Source organism: Streptomyces fuscichromogenes (assembly GCF_014645815.1).
GTDB classification, from domain to species: Bacteria; Actinomycetota; Actinomycetes; order Streptomycetales; family Streptomycetaceae; genus Streptomyces; species Streptomyces fuscichromogenes.
In genome coordinates, this window is the sequence record NZ_BMML01000027.1 from 101442 (window position 1) to 122275 (window position 20834).

General features: G+C 72.4%; 16 protein-coding genes. 3 read left to right on the forward strand and 13 right to left on the reverse strand.

Translation table 11 applies throughout. The features are described from left to right. Positions 1 to 306 precede the first annotated feature (306 nt). The 6 genes from IEZ11_RS41030 to IEZ11_RS41055 all read right to left on the reverse strand — a co-directional run bounded on the left by IEZ11_RS41030 (position 307) and on the right by IEZ11_RS41055 (position 8166). The gene (locus IEZ11_RS41030; protein WP_189268147.1) at positions 307 to 2634 is read right to left on the reverse strand and encodes a sensor histidine kinase; all 2328 of its coding nucleotides are present in this window, start codon (positions 2632 to 2634) and stop codon (positions 307 to 309) included. 95 nt (positions 2635 to 2729) lie between these two features. Continuing rightward, positions 2730 to 4181, reverse strand: a complete 1452-nt coding sequence (locus IEZ11_RS41035; protein WP_189268148.1) for an HAD-IA family hydrolase — start codon at positions 4179 to 4181, stop codon at positions 2730 to 2732. Between the two features lie 54 nt (positions 4182 to 4235). Further along, the gene (locus IEZ11_RS41040; RefSeq protein WP_189268149.1) at positions 4236 to 5300 is read right to left on the reverse strand and encodes an ABC transporter ATP-binding protein; all 1065 of its coding nucleotides are present in this window, start codon (positions 5298 to 5300) and stop codon (positions 4236 to 4238) included. A 6-nt stretch (positions 5301 to 5306) separates the two neighbouring features. Then, positions 5307 to 6125 carry an ABC transporter permease gene (locus IEZ11_RS41045; RefSeq protein WP_189268150.1) on the reverse strand — a complete coding sequence of 273 codons (819 nt, stop codon included), beginning with the start codon at positions 6123 to 6125 and terminating at the stop codon, positions 5307 to 5309. After that, positions 6110 to 7009 carry an ABC transporter permease gene (locus IEZ11_RS41050; protein ID WP_189268151.1) on the reverse strand — a complete coding sequence of 300 codons (900 nt, stop codon included), beginning with the start codon at positions 7007 to 7009 and terminating at the stop codon, positions 6110 to 6112. Before IEZ11_RS41050 ends, IEZ11_RS41045 begins: the two co-directional genes overlap by 16 nt. Next, entirely contained in the window at positions 7006 to 8166 is a 1161-nt protein-coding gene (locus tag IEZ11_RS41055) for an ABC transporter substrate-binding protein (RefSeq protein WP_189268152.1), read from the reverse strand. Before IEZ11_RS41055 ends, IEZ11_RS41050 begins: the two co-directional genes overlap by 4 nt. 237 nt (positions 8167 to 8403) lie before the next feature. Here IEZ11_RS41055 and IEZ11_RS41060 point away from each other — a divergent pair, with 237 nt between their 5' ends. Next, positions 8404 to 9144 carry a GntR family transcriptional regulator gene (locus IEZ11_RS41060; protein ID WP_189268153.1) on the forward strand — a complete coding sequence of 247 codons (741 nt, stop codon included), beginning with the start codon at positions 8404 to 8406 and terminating at the stop codon, positions 9142 to 9144. A gap of 102 nt (positions 9145 to 9246) precedes the next feature. Here IEZ11_RS41060 and IEZ11_RS41065 read toward each other — a convergent pair whose 3' ends face one another. The 4 genes from IEZ11_RS41065 to IEZ11_RS41080 all read right to left on the reverse strand — a co-directional run bounded on the left by IEZ11_RS41065 (position 9247) and on the right by IEZ11_RS41080 (position 13229). Then, positions 9247 to 9699: an Lrp/AsnC family transcriptional regulator gene (locus IEZ11_RS41065; RefSeq protein WP_123978555.1), complete on the reverse strand. Its 453-nt coding sequence runs from the start codon at positions 9697 to 9699 to the stop codon at positions 9247 to 9249. Positions 9700 to 9805: 106 nt separating this feature from the next. Beyond that, on the reverse strand, positions 9806 to 11248 hold the full coding sequence (locus tag IEZ11_RS41070) for a GuaB1 family IMP dehydrogenase-related protein (protein WP_189268154.1): 1443 nt from the start codon (positions 11246 to 11248) through the stop codon (positions 9806 to 9808). A gap of 341 nt (positions 11249 to 11589) precedes the next feature. Then, entirely contained in the window at positions 11590 to 12267 is a 678-nt protein-coding gene (locus IEZ11_RS41075) for an alpha/beta hydrolase (protein ID WP_189268155.1), read from the reverse strand. Next, positions 12264 to 13229: a Dyp-type peroxidase gene (locus IEZ11_RS41080; RefSeq protein WP_229713665.1), complete on the reverse strand. Its 966-nt coding sequence runs from the start codon at positions 13227 to 13229 to the stop codon at positions 12264 to 12266. Before IEZ11_RS41080 ends, IEZ11_RS41075 begins: the two co-directional genes overlap by 4 nt. Positions 13230 to 13461: 232 nt before the next feature. On the opposite strand from IEZ11_RS41080, the gene IEZ11_RS41085 reads away from it, so the two are divergent. Continuing rightward, positions 13462 to 14772 carry an MFS transporter gene (locus IEZ11_RS41085; protein WP_189268157.1) on the forward strand — a complete coding sequence of 437 codons (1311 nt, stop codon included), beginning with the start codon at positions 13462 to 13464 and terminating at the stop codon, positions 14770 to 14772. 55 nt (positions 14773 to 14827) lie between these two features. Next, positions 14828 to 15415 (forward strand): TetR/AcrR family transcriptional regulator, encoded by a 588-nt coding sequence (locus tag IEZ11_RS41090; RefSeq protein ID WP_189268158.1) that lies wholly within the window; start codon positions 14828 to 14830, stop codon positions 15413 to 15415. Between the two features lie 90 nt (positions 15416 to 15505). On the opposite strand, the gene IEZ11_RS41095 is transcribed toward IEZ11_RS41090, so the two are convergent. The 3 genes from IEZ11_RS41095 to IEZ11_RS41105 all read right to left on the reverse strand — a co-directional run bounded on the left by IEZ11_RS41095 (position 15506) and on the right by IEZ11_RS41105 (position 20805). Beyond that, complete coding sequence (locus tag IEZ11_RS41095; protein ID WP_189268159.1) at positions 15506 to 16549, reverse strand: sugar-binding transcriptional regulator; 1044 nt, start codon at positions 16547 to 16549, stop codon at positions 15506 to 15508. Between the two features lie 78 nt (positions 16550 to 16627). Then, on the reverse strand, positions 16628 to 17314 hold the full coding sequence (rpe, locus tag IEZ11_RS41100; RefSeq protein WP_189268160.1) for a ribulose-phosphate 3-epimerase: 687 nt from the start codon (positions 17312 to 17314) through the stop codon (positions 16628 to 16630). Positions 17315 to 17412: 98 nt separating this feature from the next. Further along, positions 17413 to 20805: a tetratricopeptide repeat protein gene (locus IEZ11_RS41105; RefSeq protein WP_189268161.1), complete on the reverse strand. Its 3393-nt coding sequence runs from the start codon at positions 20803 to 20805 to the stop codon at positions 17413 to 17415. Between the last annotated feature and the right edge of the window lie 29 nt (positions 20806 to 20834).

Consider the following 20834-nt stretch of genomic DNA (forward strand, 5'->3'; position numbering starts at 1 on the left):
GCGCCCTCAGCAGAAACAGAGCCACGACCAGCGACGGAGACCGAGCCGAAGCCCGAGGCCGAGGCGGAACCCGAGGCCGGGACGGAGCCCGAGGCCGGGACGGAGCCCGAGGCCGGGACGGAACCCGACACCGAGTCGGAGCCCGAGGCCGAGGCAGAACCCGACACCGAGTCGGAGCCCGAGGCCGGGACGGAACCCGACACCGAACCGAAGCCCGAGGCCGAGGCCGAGGCCGAACCCGACACCGAACCGAAGCCCGAGGCCGAGGCGGGGGCCGAGGGTGGGGTGGGGGGTTTGGGGTGGGTGTCACTGGTCATTGGTTGCACGCGTTCCTTCCTCGGTGTGGTGCGGCTCCTCGGGTCCGGTCGGTATCCCCCTGCGGCCCCGGTCCAGGCCCCGCTGGAAGGCGCCGAAGACCGCCCGCATCTCGTCGGCGTCCGGATCGCGCGTGACCGACCGGTCCGGAACCGGCGGGCCGGTGCGCAGCTCGGGGGCGAGGGAGGTCTGACGGGTGCGGGTGGGCAGGGCCGGCGGTGCTTCGGGAGCGGGGGCCGCCGTCCGGGACGACGGCGGCCGCGCCTCGCGGCCCGGACCGTCCGCGCCGTGCGTCGCGGCCGCCGTGCCGCCGGACGTCGGCGGCACGCCGACCGCCGGTGCCGGCCGGTCTCCCCCGGGTTCCGCCGCAGACGCCGGTCCCCCTCGCCCGCTGCCCTGCCGGGCGCTCTCCGGCTCCGCCAGCACCGCCGTCGGCAGCAGCACCACCGCGGTGGTCCCGCCGTACGGCGACTCCCGCAGGGTCACCTCGATGGCGTGCCGGGCGGCCAGGCGGCCGACGACGTAGAGGCCGAGCCGCTCGTGCCGGGTCGGGTCGAAGGCGCCGGGGTCGGTGAGGGTGCGGCGGGCCTCGGCGAGCTGGTCGGCGTCGAGCCCGAGGCCCCGGTCGTCGATCTCCAGGGCGAAGCCGTGGCCGACCCGGCCGGTGCGCAGGGTGACCTGGGTGTGCGGCGGCGAGAACACGGTGGCGTTCTCCAGCAGCTCGGCGAGCAGGTGCACGACATCGGCGACGGCGTCCGCGGCCACGCCCACCTCGGGCATCGGCGGCACCACGACCCGTGGGTAGTCCTCGATCTCGCCGACCGCCGACGACACCACGTCGGCGACCGGCACGGGCCCCCGCCAGCGCCGCCCGGGAGCCGCGCCGGAGAGGATGATCAGGCTCTCCGCGTGCCGGCGCATCCGCGTGGTGAGGTGGTCGATGCGGAACAGCTCGGCCAGGACGGCCGGGTCGGCGGTGCGCCGTTCCAGCGTGTCGACGAGTTTCAGCTGGCGGTGGACGAGGGCCTGGTTGCGGCGGGCGATGTTGAGGAGGACCGCGGACAGGCCGCGCCGCAGCGCGGCCTGCCGGACCGCGGCCTCGACGGCGGCCAGCCGCGCCCGGTTGAACGACCGGCCGACGTCGCCGATCTCGTCGTCCCCGGCCTCCCCGGCGGCCAGCGGCGGCGCCTCGGTGACCGCGTCCACGTCCTCACCGGCACTCAACCGCGCCATCAAAGCGGGTAGTTGGCGCGCCGTCAGCAGATCGGCCGCGTCCCGCAGGGTCTCCAGGCGGCGCGAGATCCGGCGCGCCCCGCGCACCGCGAACCGGAGCGAGAGGCCCACGGCCGCGAGCCCGGCCGCGCCGACCACGGCCGCTTTGGTCAACTCCCGGTAGGCGAAGGCCCGTCCACGGGCGGCGGAGTTCTCGGCCGACCGGGTGCACAGGAGCATGTACCGCTTGACGGCCCGGTCGGTGGTCGACCGCCAGGTGTCCGCGGCGACGGCCGCCCCGGCCCGGTCCGCGCCCGCCCGCAGCAGCGCGTCCTCGCCGCCCACCAGCGAGCGGTGCAGCGCGCCGCGCCGGAAGGTCTCGAACAGCGCCCGGGAGTCCGACGGCAGGTCGGGGACGTAGGTCCGCTCGAAGACCCGCCGGTCCTCGATGGCCGCGGTGAGGGCGTCGTACTGCGCGTCGGTGAGCCGTCCGGCGGCCCGCGCCCCGGCGACCAGCGCGTCCTCGCGCGAGACGAACTCCCGCACCCGCACCAGCTCGACGACGACCTGGGACTCCCGGGCCAGCTGTCCGGCCTGCAGCGCGGTGAGGGTGGACTCGACGTCGAAGCCGGGCTCCACCAGGGCGCTGTAGGCGGCCACGGCCCCGTCCCAGGAGATCCTCCGGGACAGCACCTGCCCGCGGAGGCTCTCCAGCCCGGCGGTGGCGGTCACCATCGCGGCGAGCGACTCGCGCTGCCGGTCGCTGAGGCGTCCGCGGTCGCCGTCCCGGATCGCGTCCCGCATGGCCTGCACCGCCCGGTCGGTGTGCCGCTGCTGGGCGAGCAGGCCGGTGGCGGCCGCCGGGTCCGGGCGGCCGCCCAGGTAGGCCGCCGACAGCCGCCGTTCGATCTGGATCTGCCCGACGGCGGTGTCGACGGGGGTGCCGAAGTCGTCGTACACCCCCTGAAGCCGGATCAGCGCGCGTAGCTCGGCGGTGACGGACACCATGGCGAAGCTCCACAGGGCCGTCAGCGCGACGGCCGGAGCGAGCGCGAGCGCCACGATCCGCGCCCGGACAGTGGTGGGTCGGCCGACAGGCCAGCGCATGGGTTACCTACCGGTGTTACCAGTCAGTAAGGGAAGCCCGCACAAACTACGGGATCGCGACCCCGACCGCAATGGTTGCCCCGGGTAACCCCTGGTTACGGCCCGACGGCGAACGTGGTGACGACGGCCGCGTGGTCGGAGGGCCAGTCGTTGCCCGCCACCTCGGGCCAGGCCGCCGGGGTGCCGGTGACCCAGGTCCGGGAGTCGAGCACGCGCAGCCCCCGGTGCAGCACGTAGTCGATCCGGTCCTGTGGCTCCGGCCGCCCGCTGCCGTCCTCGTGGACGGGGTGGATCGGCGACCAGGTGTGGCCGGGCGCGGCGACCGGGTCCGGATGCGCCTCCCGGTAGGAGTCACGGAACCCGGCCTCCTCGGCGGCCCTGGTCACCGGCCACGCGACCGCCGGCCAGTCCAGGTGGGAGGGGCAGTTGAAGTCCCCGACCAGGACCACGGGTACGTCTCCGTCCCCGATCCGCCGCAGGGCCTCCCCCAACTGCCCGAGCCGGACCTCCTCGTGGGCGACCAGTTCCTCGGCGTCGAGCCCGTCGAAGTGGAACTCGTAGGGCCCGTACGGCGTGTAGTGCAGATGCGCGGTCCAGATCTCGACCTCGCGGCCGGGGCGGACGGCGATCCGCACCCCGGCGGCGCCGTAGAAGCCGACGTCCGGGTCGCCGAGGCGGGCCGTGACCGGGAAGCGGCTGATGATCCCGAGGTTCTCGCCCGCGGTGTGGTGGTGCCAGCCGAGGGCCTCGGCGAGTTCCCGGGCGCTGGTCCCGCCGGTCTCCTGGAGGCCGACGACGTCCGCGCCCGCGTCCATGATCGCCTTGAGCTGCTTGGCCCGGTGGTCGTCGACCCGGCTGCCGCCGAGCCACAGGTTCCAGGACATCACCCGGAGTTCCGGTACGGCCATCTCGCTCAGCTCCTTCGGAGTGACCCCGGCCAGGGTGTCACGGACCGTCCGGCCGGGCGCGCCGGCGATCGGGGCGAGCGAGGGCACGGCGAGGACGGCACAGCCGGCGGCCTCGGCCGAGGCGACCCCGGTCTCGGTGTCCTCGACGGCCACGCAGGCCGCCGGGTCGACGCCGAGGGCGCGGCAGGCGGCCAGGTACGGATCGGGAGCGGGCTTGGTGCGTCCGGTGTCGTCGGCGGTGACGGAGACGGCGAACCGGCCGGGGCCGAGGGCGTCGAGGACGAGGTCGGCGACCGCGCGTGGGGACGCGGTGACCAGGGCGGTGGGGACGCCGGCCGCGGCCAGCGCGTCCAGCAGGTCGAGGGCGCCGGGGCGGGGCACGATGCCGGTACGGACGCGGTCGGCGAACTCCCGGTGCAGGCCGGCCGCGAGATCGGCGGACGGCCGGCCGGTGGCCGAGGCCAGCCAGTCGGCGGTGTGCTCCACCGGCCGGCCGAGCACCTCCGGCTCGTCGGCCTCGGTGAGCGGCCGCCCGGCGACCTGTTCCACTGCCTCCCACCACAGTCGCTCGGTGTCGACGAGCGTTCCGTCCATGTCGAACAGGACGGCCTGAAGCGGGTGTCGTGGGTGGGGGGTCACGTTGTTGTCATTCCTCACTGATGATGGTGAATGCGCTGCTGACGGGTGGTCGCGTCACTTCCGGGCGCGCTCCGCCACGAGTACCGGCCGCTCGGGCAGGGACACGCTCACGGCGGATCCGGCACCCAGTTCGGCGGCGTCGTGGGCGGGCAGGTCGGCCTTGGCCTCCGTGCCGTCGGCGAGCCGTACGGTGACCCGGACGACCGCGCCGAGGAAGGCGGTGGCGACGACGGTGGCCGTACCGGCGCCGTCCGCGCGCACCTGGACCGCCTCGGGCCGCACCAGGACGTCGACCTCGCCGGCACCCGGCGCCTGACCGTCGACCGGGAGCCGCTGCCCGAGCACCTCGACGGTGTCCTCCTTGACCGTCCCCGGGATCCGGCTCATCGTGCCGACGAACTCGGCGACGAAGGCGGTGGCCGGACGGCCGTACAACTCGGCGGGTTCGGCGCACTGTTCGAGCTGCCCGGCGCGCATCACGGCGACCCGGTCGGCGATGGACAGCGCCTCCTCCTGGTCGTGCGTCACGAACAGGGTGGTGATGCCGAGTTCCTGCTGGAGACGGCGGATCTCCTCGCGGAGGGTCAGCCGGACCTTGGCGTCAAGGGCGGACAGCGGCTCGTCGAGGAGGAGCACCCGGGGGCGCAGGGCGAGAGCGCGGGCGAGCGCGATGCGCTGCTGCTGGCCGCCGGAGAGCTGGTGCGGGAACCGCTCCCCCTTGTCGCCGAGCCCGACCAGGTCCAGCAACTCGGCGGCTCGCGCCCGCCGTTCACTGGTGCGCACCTTGCGCATGCGCAGTCCGAACGCCACGTTGTCGACGGCGTTCAGATGCGGGAAGAGGCTGTACGACTGGAAGACCATCCCGGCGTCACGGCGGTGCGCCGGGACGTGGGTGACGTCCTCGCCGTCGACCAGCACGGCGCCGGAGTCGGGGTGTTCGAACCCGGCGAGCATGCGCAGCGCCGTGGTCTTGCCGCAGCCGGACGGGCCGAGCAGGGCCAGGAACTCGCCCGGCCGGACGGTCAGGTCGAGTCCGTCGAGAGCGACGGTGGCGCCGAACTCGCGCCGCAGCGACCGGAATTCGACGGTCGCGGCCTTCTCAAGGGTGGCGGTGGTCATGGTGTGTCATCCCCGGGAGGAAGCGGTTCGGTCACGGCCGCCGGCACCGGCGAGCGCGAGGAGCAGGGCCCAGGTCACCAGGAGACTGAGCACGGAGACGGCGACGGACATCTGGGCCTGGGAGCCGCCGACGTTGTAGATCCACACGGCGAAGGGCTGGTAGCCCAGCAGCGAGGCGACCGTGAACTCGCCCAGCACCAGGGCCAGGGTGAGGAAGGACGCGTTGAGCAGCGCCCCGCGCAGGTTGGGCAGCACGGCCCGGACGAGCGCCTGCGGCCAGTTGGCGCCGCAGCTGCGGGCGGCCTCGACGAGGGTGCGCACGTCGATCGCGCGCAGCCCGGCGTCCAGCGCCCGGTACACGAAGGGCAGCGCCATCACGACGTACGCGAGGACGAGCACGACCGGGAAGGTCGGGTTCTGGATGGCGACGAACGTCTCGAACAGCGGGGTCTTGGAGAGGTAGTCCGGCCCCCACTTGAGCACGGTCGCGATGCCGGCGACGAACGCGATCGGCGGCACCACCAGCGGCAGCGAGCAGAGGATCTCGACGACCGGGCGCAGCCTGGGGGCGCTCAGCCGCAGGGCGACCATGGCGGGCACCATCAGCAGCAGCACGACGGCGATGGTGGCGACGGCGAGTTCCAGCGAGAGGACCAGGCTGGACACGAACCCGTCGGCGGACAGGATCTGGGAGTAGGCGTCGAAGGTGACGCCCTGGCCGGGCACGTCGACCGTGAAGACGACGGAGGCGCCCAGCGGGACCAGGAAGTAGAGGGCGGCCAGGCCGAGGACGGCCCAGCGCCACGGGGTCAGGCGTCGAGCCATCGGGCGCTCCGTCGTTGCAGGGGCAGGTACACGGCCATCACCAGGCCCGCCACCAGCACCATGTCCAGGCTCAGGGCGAGGGCCACGTTCTCCTGGCCGACCAGGACGTTGCCGGAGATGGCGTCCGCGATCTGGAGGGTGACCAGCGGGACCGCGCTGCCGACCATCGCGGCGGCGGTGGCGTAGGCGGCGAAGGCGCTGCCGAAGAGCAGCACCAGTCCGCCGAGCAGCGAGGGCGCGAGCACCGGCAGGGCCACGAACCGCCAGTACTGCACGCCGGTGGCGCCGTTGTTGCGCGCGGCCTCCCGCCACTGGGTGCGCAGTCCGTCCAGGGCCGGGGTGATGGTGAGGACCATCAGCGGGATCAGGAAGTACAGGTAGACGAGGACCAGGCCCCAGAAGCTGTAGAGGTTCCAGCCGTGGTCCGTGAGGTGCAGGTGCGTGGTCAGCACACCGGCGTTGCCGAGGGTCGCGACGAACGCGAACGCCAGCGGCACACCGCCGAAGTTGGCGAGCACACCGGAGGCGGTGAGCACGGCCTCGCGCAGCGCCCGGGAGCGCGAGCTGACGACGGCCTGCGCGAGCAGTAGGCCGAGCACGGCGGCGATGAGGGCGGAGAGCGCGGACAGCTTGACGCTGCCGACGAGGGCGGTGAGGTACGGCCCCTGGAGCGAGTCGCTGAGATTGCTCGCGGTGTACGAACTCACCCCGCTGGACGGGTCCTTGACCGTGAAGGCGCCGTTCAGCATGGCGACGGCCGGCAGCCCGAAGGCGACGGCGGTGAAGGCGAGGAGCGGGACGACGGCGAGCCAGCCGGGGGCGCGGCGCCGCCGCTTCTGGGAAGCGGCGGACGCCACGTCGGCCCGCGTGAGCGTGGCCGTCATCCGGAGACGGCCTTCGACCAGCCCGTCGCGAGAACCGTCTTGGCCTTGTCCTGCTGGGCCTCGGTCGGGAAGGACGGCGTGCCGGTGACCGCGGGCAGCTTGGCGGCGGCGGCCTTGTCCAGCGTGCCGGCCGACTCCAGGGAGGACATCAGGACCGGACGGGCGTAGCCCTTGAGCCACAGGTTCTGGCCCTCGGCGCTGTACAGGTACTCCTGCCACAGGCGGGCGGCCGCCGGGTGCGGGGCGTCCTTGTTGATGGCCTGGGAGTAGTACTGGGCGTACTGCCCGTCGCTCGGGATGCTGACCTTCCAGTCCACGCCCTTGGACTTGAACTCGTCGGCGTAACCGGCGTTCAGGTAGTCCCAGTCGATCGAGATGGGCGTCTCGCCCTTCTCGACGGTGGCCGGGGTGGACTCGACGGGGGTGTAATTGCCGTTCTTCTTCAGCTTGGCGAAGAAGTCGAGGCCGGGCTGGATGTCGTCGAAGGAGCCCTTGTTGGCGAGCGCGGCCGCGTAGACGCCGCCGAACGCCGAACCGGACTTGGTCGGGTTGCCGTTGAGGGCGACCTGGCCCTTGTACTGCGGCTTGAGCAGGTCGGCGAAGGTGGTCGGGCAGGTCTTGACGCGCTTGGCGTCGCAGCCGATGGAGATGTAGCCGCCGTAGTCGTTGTACCAGCGCGCCTGCGGGTCCTTCTGGCCGGTGGGGATGGAGTCGTACGAGGCGACCTTGTACGGCGCGAGCAGGCCCTGCTGGGCGGCGCTGAGCGCGAACGAGGAACCGAGGTCGAGCACGTCCGGCGCGCGGTCCTGGCCCTTCCTGGAGGTCACGGCGGTGATCTCGTCCTGGCTGGAGCCGTCGGGGCTCTCGTCCTCGATCTTGATCCCGTACTTCTTCTTGAAGCCGTCGATGATGGCGCCGTAGTTCGCCCAGTCGCGGGGCACCGCGATGATGTGCAGCGTGCCCTCCTTCTTGGCGGCGGCGACCAGCTTGTCCATGCCGCCGAGGTCGGCGGCGGAGGTCGCGGTGGCGGCGTTCTTGCCGTCGGAGGTGGTGGACGACGTGTTGTCGGGGGCGGCGCCGCAGGCGCTCAGGGCAAGCGCGGCAACGGCGGCGAGGGAGCCGCCGAGGAGGGCGGTTCTCGGCAGGGACACGGTCACGGTCTCTCCAGGTAGTACACATGAGGGTGGGTGGCGCTGCGGATGGCACCGGGCGAACTTGTCTGAACAAGTTGGCTCACAGTACGCCCGGCGTGGGTGTCGGGACTGTGAACTCCGGAAAAACCCTGAGCCCCAATTCGCTGCACAGTCCTGGCCGGTTCGGGGCTGAAACGAATCACCCGGGAACGTCGATTAGGCTGGTCACGCTGTGCACAGCGGTCTATCCAGAGGGGAAGCATGACGGCGCGACACGAGGAGATCGCCGACGAGCTGCGGCGCGCCATCGACCGCGAGGAGTACACCGTCGGCAGTCGGCTGCCCTCGGAGACGGAGCTCGCGGCGGAGTACGGCGTCTCCCGCGGCACGGTCCGCCAGGCGGTCGCCGCGCTGACCGCGGAGGGGCTGATCGGCTCCCGCCAGGGCGCCCGCCGGGTGGTGCTGGCCAGCCGCCGCAGCCAGAGCTTCGCGGAACTGCGCAGCTTCGCGCAGTGGGCGCGGGCGATGGGCCGCGAGGCGACGGGACACGTGGTGTCCCAGGAGTACCGCCCCGCCACCCAGGAGGACGCGGTCCGTCTCCAACTCCCCGTCGGCACAAGGGTGTTGCACGTGCTCCGGGTGCGCGGCCTGGATGGCGAACCGGTGTTGCTGGAGCGGACGGTGTACGCGGACTGGATCTCCCCGGCGGTCGAGGCGATAGAGCCCGAGTGTCCGTCGGTCACCCAACGGCTGTACGAGGAGACGGGGTTGGTCTTCGCCTACGGCGAGCACGTCATCGATGCGGTGGCGGCGGGGGCGCAGGACGCGGAGCTGCTCGGCATCCGCCGCACGAGCCCGCTGCTGCGGGTGCGGCGCGTGACGACGACGCGGGAAGGACGGCCGGTGGAGTGGTCCGACGACCGCTACCGGTCGGACGCGGTGAGCTTCAGTGTGCACAACTCCATCGGCAACAACGCGCTGGCGAGGAAGACCGCGGAGTAGAGGGGCCGCGGTGGTGTGCCGGGTGCGGGTGTCTCGTGGCTGGTCGCGCAGTTCCCCGCGCCCCTTCAGGGCGCGGTACCACCGCCGGCCCGGCGCCCGCTCTCACCCCGGCGCCCCTGAGGAGAACCTTCTCAGCAGCGGCGACAGCACCAGGACCGACTTGGTGCGTTCCACGAACGGCTCCCCCGCGATCCGCTCCAGCACCCTCTCGAAGTGCCGCATGTCCGACGCGAAGACCTGCACGATCGCGTCGGCCTCACCGGTGACCGTCGACGCGGCCACCACCTCCTGGTAGCGCTCCAGGCCCCGCTGGATGGTCTCCGGGGAGGTGTTGCGCCGGCAGTAGATCTCGACGAACCCCTCGGTCTCCCAGCCGAGGGCCGCCGGGTCGACCCGTACGGTGAATCCGGTGATCGCCCCGGTGGCGCGCAGCCGGTCCACGCGCCGTTTGACGGCAGGTGCGGACAGGCCGACCAGTTGCCCGATGTCCGCGTAGGAGCGGCGGGCGTCCTCGGCGAGGGCGTGCACGATGCGTTCGTCGAGATCGTTCAGCAAGGGGTCGTTCAGCTCTCAGTGGTGCAGGACGGGACCGGCGGCAGCCGTATACGAAGTAGAACACGAGCCCGAAGGCGCGCCGTCCCGCACCGCGCCCGCGCAGCGGCTAGCTCCAGCTGGCGTGCAGCGGCTTGCCCTCCGCGTACCCCGCCGCGCTCTGGATCCCCACGATCGCCTTCTCCGCGAACTCCTCCAGCGACCCGGCGCCGGCGTAGGTGCACGACGACCGCACCCCCGCGATGATCGAGTCGATCAGGTCCTCCACACCCGGCCGGGCCGGGTCGAGGAACATCCGGGACGTCGAGATGCCCTCCTCGAAGAGCGCCTTGCGGGCCCGGTCGTAGGCCGACTCGTCGGACGTGCGGTTGCGCACCGCCCGCGCGGAGGCCATGCCGAAGGACTCCTTGTACAGCCGTCCGTCGGCGTCCTGCTGAAGGTCGCCCGGGGACTCGAAGGTGCCCGCGAACCAGGAGCCGACCATCACGTTGGAGGCACCGGCGGCCAGCGCCATGGCGACGTCGCGGGGGTGCCGGACCCCGCCGTCCGCCCAGACGTGCCTGCCGTACTTCCTGGCCTCGGCGGCGCACTCCAGGACCGCCGAGAACTGCGGCCGGCCGACGCCCGTCATCATGCGGGTGGTGCACATGGCGCCGGGGCCCACGCCGACCTTGATGATGTCCGCACCGGCGTCGACGAGGTCCTTGACGCCCTCCGCGGAGACGATGTTGCCGGCCGCGATCGGGACCTTCGGGTCGAGGTCGCGGACCAGCTTGATCGCGCTGATCATCGACTCCTGGTGACCGTGCGCGGTGTCGATGACGAGCGTGTCGACGCCCGCGTCGAGCAGCTGCTTCGCCTTGCCCGCGAAGTCGCCGTTGATGCCGACGGCGGCGGCGATCCGCAGCCTGCCGTCCGCGTCGGTCGCGGGGGTGTAGAGGGTGGCGCGCAGGGCGCCCTTGCGGGTGAGGATGCCGGCCAGCCTGCCGTCCCGGTCGACCGCCGGGGCGTAGCGGCGGTTGGCGCCGTCCAGCTTGTTGAAGGCCTCGCGGGGGTCGATGTCCGCGTCGAGCAGCAGCAGGTCGCGGGACATCACCTCGGCGAGCTGGGTGAAGCGGTCGACGCCGGTCAGGTCCCGGTCGGTGACGACGCCGACGGGACGGCCGTCCTCGTCGACGACGACACCGGCGTTGTGCGCCCGCTTGGGCAGCAGGGCCAGCGCGTCGGCGACGGTCTGGTGCGGGGCCAGCACGATCGGCGTGTCCAGCACCAGGTGGCGGCTCTTGACCCAGGTGATGACGTCGGTGACCACGTCGATCGGGATGTCCTGCGGGATCACGACGAGCCCGCCGCGCCGGGCCACCGTCTCGGCCATCCGCCGGCCCGCGATCGCGGTCATGTTGGCGACGACCAGCGGGATGGTGGTGCCCGTGCCGTCGGGCGAGCCGAGGTCCACGCCCTGACGCGAGCCGACCGCGGAGCGGCTCGGCACCATGAAGACGTCGTCGTACGTCAGGTCGTACGGGGGCTGGAGGTCATTGAGGAAACGCACGTGCCGCACATCCCGGTCGATCAGAGGTGACCCCCGGACCGGCCGGCCAGGGGGAAGAGCACGTACTTCATTCTCCCATGCGGACCGGTACGTCATGCCCGGGACGAAGGTCCAGGCAGGTCAGAGCCCGCTTGGAGGAACCTACGGGGACGAGGTCGGCCCGGCGCGAGGACGACGGTCGGCGCCGGTTCGCCGGCCGAGGCGTCGGTGAACACGCGCCGGGCGGTCTCCCACTCGTCCGGCCGGGCAGCCCCAGGGCGGCGGCGACGCGGTCCATGAGGCCCGCCTTGTCGGCGGCCCCGGCGAGGTCGAGCGGGACCGGATACGGGCCCGTCGTCATCTCAGCGGCGTCCGAGCGGGGTCACGGGGCCGGTCTGTTCGGCCAGCCAGATCGCGGCCGAGCGGGTCCAGGTCTCGGCCTCCCCCGCGCCGTGGGCGAGGCCCAGGCTGTGCGGGCCGTGCGGATAGACGTGCACGGTGTGCGGCACGTCGTGGGCGGCCAGGGCCGTGGCCAGGCGGTAGGTGTGCTCCGGCCAGACGTACGGGTCCTCCGCCGTGTGCCACAGGAAGAACGGCGGCGCCGACGGGGTCACCAGCGCGTCGAGCGAGGTGGCCCGGCGCAGCTCCGGCGAGGCGTCCTCGCCCAGCAGGACGATCCGGGACGGCCGGCAGGTCTCCGTCTCCATCGAGGTGATCGCGTAGCCGAGCACGGCGAACTGCACCGACGTCCGTACGTCGTGGTCCGCGGCCAGGGCCGCCAGCCCCGCGAGGTGTCCGCCCGCGGAGAAGCCCACCAGCCCGATCCGGTCGGCCCCTTCGGCGCGCAGCCGCCGGATCTCGGCGCGCAGCGCTTCGAGGGGCACCGGATGCCGGGCGTCGAGGGGATACCGGAAGACGCTCGCCTCCAGGCCCAGCCCCAGCCCGGTGAGCCACTCGGCGACCGGCTCGGCCTCGTGCTCGGCGTACCCGACGTAGCCGCCGCCGGGCAGCACGATCACATGCGCGGACAGCGCTGTCACTGTTCCCTCTCGCCCGCTTCGGGAAGCGCGGGCAGATCGTCCAGGAAGTCGTCGGACGGCACGAAGAAGAGCGTGCCGGTGACCGCGGTCGAGAAGTCGAGGATCCGGTCGTGGGAGGCGTCCGCGGTGCCGAGGAACATGTTCCGCAGCATCTGCTCGATGACGTCCGGCGTCCGGGCGTACCCGATGAAGTAGGTGCCGAACTCGCCGCCGCCGGGGCTGCCGAACGGCATGTTGTCACGGAGGATCTGCTGTTCCTCGCCGTCCGGTCCGGTGATCGTGTTCAGCTCCACGTGGGAGGCCGGCTCCTCCAGTTCGAGGTTGGTGGCCTTCGTCCGCCCGATGATCCGCTCCTGCGTCTCGGCGGGCAGCGCGTTCCAGGCGTCCAGGTCGTGGAGGTACTTCTGCACGATCACGTAGCTGCCGCCGGCATGACCGGGATCCTCCGCACCGATCAGGACCGCCCGGCGGGCGGCGGCGCCGACCGGGTTCTCGGTGCCGTCGACGAAGCCCAGCAGGTCGCGGGCGTCCAGGTACTTGAAGCCCGGCACCTCGTCCTCGACGGTCACCGCGTCGCGCAGCCGGCGCATGAGCTCGGCGGCGAGCCCGAAGCACAGGTCGAACCGGGTGGCCCGGATGTGCAGAAGGAGGTCGCCGGGGGTGGCGACCGCGCTGTGCCGGGGTCCCGCCAGCGGCCGGAAGGGGTGCAGTCCCGCCGGGCGGGGGTGGTCGAACAGTCGGTCCCAGGCGGCGGAGCCGACCCCGGCCACGCAGCTCAGCGCGGCCTCCGGGGTGCCGAAGCCGAAGCTGCGCTCCAGTGCGCGAAGGTCGCCGAGCACCTCCCGTGCCGTCTCCTCGCCGCCGGGGCGGACGGTGAGCACCAGGAAGATCGCCGCGGTGGTCAACGGACCGAGCACCGGCTGCGGTTCGGCTCCCGGCACGGACTGGGGTTCTGTGGTCAACGCGTCCTCCCGATGTGATCGGCACCTGGCCGGTCCTACTGTCGTACACATCCTCGGGGTTGACGGCGTCCAGCGGGTGAGGACGCTCCAGTGGAAAATCTTTCCCCCGGCGGAATAGACAGACCTGTCTATGTGGTTGACCAGCACAAGCAGACAGACAGGTCTACCCAAGAGCTTCTCCAAGGACCTCCGAACCGACGATCTTCGGCCCCGCCCCCGCGAAGGATCTCCGATGAACCACCTCGCCCCGCACGAGCGAACCGAGCGAACCGAACCCGCCGAGCGCGCCCAGGCAGCGCGCAAGCCGATCCCGCCGCGTGCGGCGTTCTACCTGCTCGCCTCCGTCGTCGTCTCCTTCCTCGCCGCCTCCAGCGCGCCCACCCCGCTCTACGCGACCTACCAGGCCGAGTGGGGCTTCACCCCGATCACCACCACCATCGTCTTCGGCATTTACGCGATCGCCGTCCTCTCCGGCCTGCTGGTCCTCGGCAAGCTCTCCGACCACGTCGGCCGCCGCCCGGTGCTGATCGCCGCGATCGCCGCCCAGGCCGCCGCGATGCTGCTGTTCTCCACCGCCGCAGGCGTCGACGAACTGCTTGTCGGCCGTGTGGTGCAGGGCCTGTCGACCGGTGCCGCGCTCGGCGCGATCGGGGCCGGGATGATGGACATCAACCGCTCCCGCGGCACCCTCGCCAACGCCTTCGCCCCCGGTGTGGGCACCGCGACGGGCGCCCTGGTCAGCGGATTCGTCGTGCAGTACCTGCCCGCCCCGACCCACACGATCTACCTCGGCCTGCTCGTCGTGTTCGCCGCCCAGGCCGTCGCCATCACCCTGATCGACGAGACCGTCACCCGGGCGCCCGGCGCGCTGGCCAGCCTGGTGCCCGAGATCAGGCTCCCGCGCACCGTCCGCGGTGCCGTGCTGGCGACCGCCCCGGTCATGTTCGCGGTCTGGGCGCTGGCCGGGTTCTACGGCTCCCTCGGCCCGTCCCTGGTCCGCACCCTGGTCGGTTCCACCTCCGCCGTCTACGGCGGCCTCGGCCTCTTCGTCCTGGCGATCGTGGCGGCGGGCTCGGTCCTCGCCCTGCGCAACGCCGCGGCGACCACCGTGATGTACACCGGCATCGCGGCGCTCGTCGCCGGGGTGACGCTCACCCTGGTGGCCGTCGACCAGGGCCTGCCCGCGCTGTTCTTCGCCGGTACGGCCGTGGCGGGCCTCGGGTTCGGCAGCGGCTTCCAGGGCGGCATCCGCACCGTGATGCCACTGACCAGGCCGCACGAGAGCTCGGGCGTGCTGTCCCTGCTCTTCGTCGTCTCCTACCTCGGCATGGGCGCCCCCTCCGTGCTCGCGGGTGTGCTGGTGGTGCACGGCGGCGGCCTGGTCCCGACCTCCGAGGAGTACGGCGCGGTGGTCATCGCCCTGGCGGTACTGGCCCTCGGCGCCCTGCTGCTGCGCGGGAAGCCGTCGAGCGCGCCGGGCGTGCTGGTGGCCTCCGGCGGCGCGCCGGCCGTCGAGGCCGAGCCCGCACGCGCCTCCCGGTGACTGAGTAGACCGGTCTGGTCAGCCGTAACATGGACGAGTCGGAAGGGTGAGTGGCATGACGAAGACGTCGGGTGCCAAGGCCGCCACGGCCCGGGAGCGGCTGCTCTCGGCGGCGAACGAGCTGTTCTACGCGGAAGGCGTGCAGACGGTCGGGATCGACCGGATCATCGAGCACGCCGGGGTCGCCAAGGCCTCGCTGTACAACACCTTCGGCGGCAAGGAACAGCTCATCCGCGCTTACCTGGACTCCCGGCACACGCGGCTGACCGAGCGGCTGCTGCGCGCCGTCGACGCCGCCGAGGACCCGCGGGACCGGCTGCTGGCCGTCTTCGACGCACAGGCCGAGCTGTTCGCCCAGCAGAGCTACCACGGCTGCGCCTTCGTGGCGGCCAGCGCGGAGGCCAAGCACGGCAGCGCCATCGAGGAGGCCTCCGACACCTCCCGCGCCTGGATCCGGACGCTGCTCACCGACCTCGCCCGGGACGCCGGCGCCCCGGATCCGGAGGCACTCGGCCGCCGGCTGCACCTGCTCTACGACGGGGGCGGGGTGTCCGCACGGATGGACCGCGACCCGTCGGCGGGTGCGGTGGCCCGTGAGGCGGCCGCCGTCCTGATCGACGCGGCACTGGCCACCGGCTCCTGAGACCCGGCTTCCGAAGCCCGACTCACCGAACGGGTCCGCCCGCCGCGGCAGCGTTGTCACCCGTGCTGCCGCGGCGTGCCACGATCCCTGTCAGGGGCCGTCCGGGTCCGCGCGGCTCAGCGCGGGCTTGGGCGTGCTGCCCGCCGCCATCAGGTAGTCGGCGGCCGAGGTGTCCGTGACGAGGCTGGTGACCAGCCCCGAGCGGAGCACCGCGTCGATCGCGGCCGCCTTGCGCTGCCCGCCCGCGATCGCCACGACCTCGGGGACACGGCGCAACTGGTCGGCCTTGACCGTGATGCATCGCTCCCCCAGGTCCCGTCCGACCCGGCGGCCCTCGGCGTCGAAGAGGTGCGCGGCCATCTCGGCGGCCACACCGAGCGTGGCGTAGTGCGCGCGCTCCTCGTCGCTGAGCATGTCGTGCACCGTGGAGATACCGGGCTCCCAGGAACCGATGGAGACACAGGCGACCGTGACCTTGTCGAAGTACTCGAAGGCGCGGGCGATCCCGGTCTGGTTGCGCAGCGCGGCCGCGGTGGCCGCGTCGGGCAGCAGCATCGGCGCGTAGATGGGGTGGGCGTCGCCGCCCGAAACCTGCGCGGCGCGCCGCACGGCCTCCACCGAGCCGCGCTCGGAGGTCCCGGCGTCGTACACGCCCGTCAGCTGCACCACCGTGCACGGCGGCAGCCGGTCCAGCGCGGCCGCCATGTGGATGGTGGACCGGCCCCACGCGAGGCCGAGCACGTCCCCCTCGTTGACGAGTTCGCCGAGCAGGTCCGCGGCGACCTCGCCGAGGTTCTCGGGGTCGGGGGTCTCCTCCGCCTCGGCCGGGGACTCGACCACGACGGCATGCCGCAGGCCGTAGCGGGCGCGGAGCGCGTCCGAGCGCTCGGCGTCCAGTTCGGCCGGTACGCGGATCTCGATGCGTACGAGATCCCTTTCGAGGGCAGTCTCCAGTACCCGGGCCACTTTGAAGCGGCTGACGCCGAACTCCTCAGCGATCTGGATCTTGGACTTGCCTTCGAGATAGAAGCGGCGGGCCATGGCCGCCGCCTGCACCAGCTCTGCGGGTCCCATCCGCATGGCTGACCGGCCCGCCGACATACCCGACACGGCCATCTCCTCACTGCTGTTCACACTCTGGATACGCCGTTCATCCTTGCAGATCCGGCGCACTTGATCAGCCCTGATCGGAGCCGTTCACGTTCCCGTACCTCAGTGGTCGCACGCCCAGGACGCCTGAGCGGTGGCCGACTCCGCCTGGGTGCGTAGTGCACGTACCGCCTCTGCCGGGTCGTTTGCCCCGTACACCGCGGAACCTGCCACGAAAACGTCGGCTCCGGCGTCCGCGCACCGCTCGATCGTCGACGCGGAAACTCCACCGTCGACCTGCAGCCACAACTCCAGTCCGTGCTTGCCGATCAGCTCCCGGGTGCGGCGGATCTTCGGCAGCATGATGTCGAGGAACGCCTGACCTCCGAATCCGGGCTCCACCGTCATGATGAGCAGCATGTCCAGCTCGGGGAGCAGGTCCTCGTACGGCTCGACGGGCGTCGCGGGCTTCAGCGCCATGGAGGCGCGGGCGCCCATCGCCCGGATCTCGCGGGCGAGCCGCACCGGGGCGGCCGCCGCCTCCACATGGAAGGTGACGGAGGAAGCCCCCGCCTCGACGTACTGGGGTGCCCACCGGTCGGGGGCCTCGATCATCAGATGGCAGTCCAGCGGGGTGTCCGTAGCACGGGCCAGGGACTCTACGACCGGCACACCGAGCGTGAGGTTCGGGACGAAGTGGTTGTCCATGACGTCGACGTGGAGCCAGTCGGCGCCTTCGACCGCCTTCGCCTCGTCCGCGAGGCGGGCGAAGTCGGCGGACAGGATGCTGGGGTTGATCTGCACGGCCATGCCCCAAGCGTGCCATGTCCGGGCACGGATGTTCGCGCCGGTCCCGGCCCGGAAGCCCGCCGAAGCCGGTCGGCGAGCCAGGCCGCGGCCGGTGCGGCTCAGGATCGGCGCCGCTTCTTCTCCGTCAGCGCCCGGATGAGCCGCCTGGTGGCCGAGACATCGGGGTGAGTCAGGCCGAGAACGCGGATCTGGTCCTTCAGCAGGTCGGACAGGAGCTGGAGCGCCCGGTCCTGGTTGCCCCGCGCCGTCAGCCCGGCGATGGCGAATCGCAGGTAGAGCGTGCTGCGGTGGTCGCGGCCCAGGACACGCACGTGCACGGGCAGCAGCGCGCTCGTGAGCCGGAGCGCCTGCCAGGGGCTGCTCGCGACGGCGATCTCCATGGCGTGACAGACATGGGTCTCCAGGGTGTCCGGGTGCTCAGGTCCCAGCACTCTGGTCCGGTCCGCCAGCACCGCGGCCCACAGCTCCACGGCCTCCCGCGCCTTGCCGAGTTGCCCGGTCGCGAAGGCCATGGCCGCCCGGGTCGTCAAGGCGGCGGGATGGTCGGGCCCCAGCACTCTTTCCATGTCCGGCAACAGGTCGGCCAGCAGGTCCATCTCCTGTCGCACCTGCCCGGTCCTGCCGGTCATGGTCGCGACGTCGCAGCGGTTCTTCAGCGTCTCGGGATGGTCCGGGCCCAACGCGACCACCCGGACGGCCAGCAACTCCTCGCACACCTCCAGCGCACGCTCCAGGTCGCCGCGGTAGGCGATGCAGCGACACAGATTGCTGTGGGTGATCAACGTCTCCGGATGCTCCGGGCCGAGGATGCGAATCCGGTCGTCCAGCAGTTCGGAGAACAGCTCGTACGCCCGCTCGAGGTCGGTCTCCTGCGTCAGCAGGGCGATGTTGTTGCGCACCGCGTGGGTGTCCGGGTGGTCGGGGCCGAGCACCCGTACGCGGTCCGGCAGCAGTCTCTCGAAGAGGGCCAGAGCCCGTGGGTGGTCCCCTGACTCGGCCGTCCACAAGGCCACGTTGTGGCGCGTCGTCAGTGTGCTGGGATCGTTCGGCCCCAGCACCCGGGTCCGGTCGCCGAGCAGCTCGACGGAGAGCTCCAGGGCCCGCCGGGCGTTGCCGGCGTGACCGCTCCACAGAGCGATGTTGCTGCGCACCGTCAGGGTGAGAGCGTGATCGGGCCCCAGCGCGTCCTCGGCCTCCGGCAACAGGGCGCTGCACAGTTCGAGGGCCCGCTCGGCATCACCGGCCTCTCCGGTGGCCGCGGCGAGGTTGGCACGCGCGATCAGGCCGAGCTCGCTTCCCTCCGAGGCGTCCTGCTGGGAGGCGTAGAGCTCCAGGGCCTGTTGCAGGTGGCCGGCCATGCCGGTGTGGGCTGCCACGTTGTGGTGGGTGATGGTCGTGAGGAAGTGCTCCGAGCCGTACGTCCTGCGCGCCACGTCGTGCCAGTGCCGCCATTGCCGGAGATTGTCGGCCGGTACGGGCGACGGACGAGCGGCGAGGCTCTCCAGCGCCTCCAGATGCGCACCGGATCGCCACAGGTGCTCGGCCTCGGCCTGCCTCGCGTATTCCTGCAGAGGCTCCTGCGCCAGGGCCGGTGTGTACTCCTCGGCGGGTGCCAGCCGGGTGAGAGCGGCGGCCAGTGCCCGGTGCCCCGCCACCAGGTCCACGGAGTAGGCCGAGCCCACGTCGCCGGACAGGTGGTCGATCAGAGACTGGTGGAAGAGCCCGTACAGCTTGGTCTCGGCGGCGCCACCGCCGGCCACGGCCTGGACCACATAGCGCCGCAGCGGCGCCGCCGGGCCGTCGGTCAGCCAGGTCTCGCCGATGCCCACCGCGCCGAGTTCGGCACAGGCCGCGATGAGCAGCTCCCGGGGAAGGACGGCGCCCGGTCCCGCGGCGGCCAGCACCGTGAATACGGCCCGGACCGGCGCGTCCGCCGCGTCCCATGCCGCGCCGCCTTCCAGCGCGGCGTCGAGCACCAGGTCGTAGACGGCTCCCAGGCCTCGCGGAACGTCGTCCGCAGCCATGCACGGGTCGGCGCGCACCTGGTCGGCGAGGAGGGAGGCGACCAGCCAGCTGCCCTCGGCCGCCGCCACGGTCGCGTCCAGGAGGTGCGCGGGAACCTCCTGGGCCGCAAGAGAGCTGCGCACGTCGGCCTCCGGCGCCGGTCCCAGCTCCACGGTGGCCTCGGGCGCGGGCGCTGCACCGGGGCGTGCCGAGATCACCAGGCGCAGATCCGCGCCGTCCGCAGGCAGCGACCGCAACCGCCCGACCAGATCGGCCAGTTCGGCGGCGGAGCTGTCGGCGAGCTGGTCGAAGCCGTCGAGAGCCAGCCGGACCAGCGTGCCGGGCATGCCGCCCAGCGGGCCGAACAGCAACCGCTCGGCCTGCGGCAGCCGGTCCCATTCGGTACGGGGTACGGAGGCCTCATAGGCGGCCGAGGCCTCGCGGAACCCCGGCACGGTCACACTGAGCTGCATGGCGAGGTCACGGGCCACACGATCGCTGGTCTCCTGCCGTCGGAAGAGTCGCAGCCCGTGGACGAAGTGGTGCGGAACGGTCCCGGGCGCGACCTCCGGCCGGGTCAGGGCCGCCAGCAGAGTGGTCTTGCCGTAACCGGCGGGCCCGCTCACCACGACGTACCGACTGGTGCGCGAAGCCTGGACGACGTCGGCGAGCGCGGGGCCGGGACGGAAGTGCCGCAGGGCCTGGCGCAGCGCGGGGAGATCGGCACGGGAGAGAGCGGGCAGGGAGCCGGTCCGTGCCGTCAGAGCCGCGTTGCGCGCCAGCCAGAGAGCGGGTCCGGCCTTCACACCGTCCAGGGTGAGGACGGCGGGCTGCTGCCGGCGTTCGTGACGCTCGGCCTCCCGCTTGAGGTCGCTCGCCATCAGCCGCTCGCCGAGGGCGATGTGGCCCTGGCGCAGCAGTGCCACCGCGCTCCGGCTGAAACTGCAGTCGTAGGCCGACTCGTCGATGTTGGCCGCCGAGAGGATCTGGATCCGGCGCCGCAGGTCGTCGTTGAGGGTGGTCCAGCGTGCCGCCGCCTCGGCAACGCCGGCTCCCGACATGCACGCGTCCAGGAGCAGGACGAGCTCCAGGTCCGGCTGGCCGGCCAGAAGCTCCCTCAGGTGTTGCGTCAGTGCGTACGGGCCCTCGGGGTGGCCGGGGACGGGGGTGCTCCCCTGTGGGAGCACGTAGAAGTCGCCGTTCACCGCCATTCCGTGGCCGATCCAGGCGAGCAGCAGGGCTCCCCGGGCCTGTCCCACCGTGGCGGCGGCCTCCGCGACAGCCGCATAGGTCGCGGTGCGGCCCTCGTTCAACAAGTGGGACCGGCCGTCGGCCAGGGCCGGGCGGCAGTCCCCGCGCAGCGGATCCCGCAGCACAGCGTCCAGCCCGGTCGTCGTCTCCGTCAGCCGGTCCAGTGTCCGGCGTTCCCCGAGGGCATCACACTGTGACCCGATCACCAAGGAGAAGCGCCCGCCCCTGTTGCTCATCACCACAGCATGAATCAGCTCCGCGTCGT